The 2,697-nt window shown below is 37.6% G+C and carries 2 protein-coding genes; both read right to left on the bottom strand.

Features of this window, described 5'->3' with window-relative positions; genetic code table 11:
* Window positions 1-161: 161 nt before the first annotated feature.
* The gene (locus tag AC3DU7_RS30580; protein ID WP_488042998.1) at window positions 162-1,154 is read right to left on the bottom strand and encodes an RNA-guided endonuclease InsQ/TnpB family protein; all 993 of its coding nucleotides are present in this window, start codon (window positions 1,152-1,154) and stop codon (window positions 162-164) included.
* Window positions 1,135-1,590, bottom strand: coding sequence for an RNA-guided endonuclease InsQ/TnpB family protein (locus AC3DU7_RS30585; RefSeq protein ID WP_488042999.1), 456 nt, complete (start codon window positions 1,588-1,590; stop codon window positions 1,135-1,137). Before AC3DU7_RS30585 ends, AC3DU7_RS30580 begins: the two co-directional genes overlap by 20 nt.
* Between the last annotated feature and the right edge of the window lie 1,107 nt (window positions 1,591-2,697).

The raw sequence follows: 2,697 nt of genomic DNA on the forward strand, positions 1-2,697 counted from the left end.
ATATCCCGTCCATCAAAGGATATGGATTTGTCTATCTCTTCCATCCAGTTTTTTTTCCTTCTCTAATCATATATTCATTCGCTTCTGTGGAAATCGTAACATTGTTACTGGGGCAATTGTTAGAAGTCAGAAGTCAGAAGTCAGAAGTCAGAAGTTAAAAGTCAAAAGTCAGAAGTTTTTTGAAGTCTAGTAGTTGACTGACAGTCCTTAAATTTTGCATGAGAAACAAAATTGTCAAACCTTGCCATAACAAAAGTTATACGAAAAAAGCTAATGATGGATATTGACATCCTCTCCGGCCTGTTAGCGTTTGCGTAGCATTCCGATAGGAAAGCTCCTCTGAAAGAGGCAGGCGCGGAGATTCCTACTGAACCGTAGCTCTTCGGTGGGTTGACGTTTTGCTGGCGCAAAGCTCCGCTAACACAGGCTGCTGCTACTTTGGCAGTAGTCTTATGCTGGCCTCCACGTCCGTTTAAAGTCTCGGATTGCCCACCCGCGACTAATATATTTATGGCTGCATTTACATCGCGATCATGCAAGCTACCACAATTTAGGCATTCCCACTCCCTAATTGAAAGGTCTAATTTGCCACCACGGAAACCACAACAAGAGCAGGTTTGAGATGTTGCTTCCCAACGACTAATTACTCTAAAATCGCGACCATATTTTTCTGCTTTTCCTTCTAGAAGCGTTCGGAATGTTCGCCAACCTAAATCACTAATTGCTCTGGATAATTTCCGGTTCTTGACCATTCCTGAAACGTTTAAATCCTCCAAGATAATTGTTTGGTTTTCACGAATTATTTCAGTGGATAATTTATGCAGAAAATCGTCCCTTGTATCTTTCAGCTTGGCATGAAATTTAGCCAATCTTAGTCTGGCTTTTTCGTACCTTTGAGAACCTTGATTTTTCTTAGATAATGTTCTACTTAACTTTCTGTATTTACTAATCCTTTTCTTCAATGGTTTTGGAGCATCAATCTTTGTACCATTGCTGAATGTTGCAAAGGTTTTAATACCTAAATCTATGCCTACTGAATTATCAGTTTTTGGTAGAGTTTCTGGTTGTATTTCTACGACAAAACTAAGAAAGTATCTATTAGCTGAATCTTTAATAACTGTTACTGAGCTAGGCTCACTGGGTAGTTTTCGCATAGCAGGCTACTTTCAGCTTTCCAATCTTGGCTAAATAAACTTTATCTTGGTGTACTTTAAACCCCCTTAAGGTAAACCTGGCAGTCTGTTTTGATTTCCTGGTTTTAAATTTTGGAGGTTTTATAGCTTGGCCTTTTCTCTGACCCTTTGTAGAACTGAAAAAGTTTTGATAAGCTTGGTTTAAATCATTCAATGATTGCTGTAATGGTACAACTGAAACCTCTGATAACCATTCTCTATCCTCCACCTTTTTAGCTTTAGTAATAAACTGTTTTTGTAGTTCAGAGTTAGCAGGTTTTTTCTCTCCTAATTTGTATTTTTCTTGACAGCAAACTAGACTATCATTCCAGACAACACGGACGCAACCAAATAGCTTTGCTAATCGGTATTTTTGTCCCGGTGTTGGATATATACGGTACTTAAATCTAGCTTTCATAGTATGACTTTAAACTAACAATATGATAACATATATAAAAAAGATTTAGCAAAAGAAAAAGAGTTATACAGACAAAACGAAAGAAGGCTTGATAAAGAAAGAGACGCATATTGGGAAAATGTTAAGAAAAAAGGAGGATGTGTGTCAAACTTGATGGGTCTCCTTGGCTTAATGGTACTTGCTATTATGATTCTTAATTGGTTTGATTGCAGAATGGTAACTGACTCGCAGTCCCCACAAAAAAAACACCTCGAATGTAAAGGAAGTCGGTGGTGAAGTGTAGAAATTTTCTCACTATTGCTCAATAACCATGGGGTTAATTCATTTTGTGAGGCAGTCGTCAGAGGAGATGAGTAGTGGAAAATTTCCAACCCCATACAACGTATAGAGTAATAGTTTTTTTCATTGTCTGAAGTACTTCGCCAGAAGGATGAATAGTGGTACTTAGACATTTTATGGTATAAAAAACAGCTCAAAGTCAGTCTACACAAGGGAATTACGCCGATGCCCTAAAAATGGTTATAACCCTTGTTAATTTAGGATTTATACCTTTTTGACGTAAAAGCCTTTGCCCATCTACATTTGAGTCTGTTTTCTGGTTTTATTTTGTTTCAGTCCCAATAGTCGAATTTTCCTTCTGTTGCGTATAGAGCAATAATTAATTCATTTTGTGAAGCACCACACCAGAGGAGATGAGCAGTGAAATTTTCCTTCTGTTGCGTATAGAGCAATAATTAATTCATTTTGTGAAGCACCACACCAGAGGAGATGAGCAGTGAAATTTTCCTTCTGTTGCGTATAGAGCAATAATTAATTCATTTTGTGAAGCACCACACCAGAGGAGATGAGCAGTGAAATTTTCCTTCTGTTGCGTATAGAGCAATAATTAATTCATTTTGTGAAGCACCACACCAGAGGAGATGAGCAGTGAAATTTTCCTTCTGTTGCGTATAGAGCAATAATTAATTCATTTTGTGAAGCACTCCACCAGAGGAGATGAGTAGTGAAATTTCCTTCTGTTGCGTATAGAGCAATAATTAATTCATTTTATGAAGCACCACGCCAGAGGAGATGAGTAGTGAAATTTTCCAACTCTCCTAATATCTC

Source organism: Okeania sp. (assembly GCF_983059655.1).

Coding starts and splice junctions, on each gene's coding strand:
- AC3DU7_RS30580 (WP_488042998.1), bottom strand. CDS start 1,154: ATGCGAAAACTACCCAGTGAGCCTAGCTCAGTAACAGTTATTAAAGAT.
- AC3DU7_RS30585 (WP_488042999.1), bottom strand. CDS start 1,590: ATGAAAGCTAGATTTAAGTACCGTATATATCCAACACCGGGACAAAAA.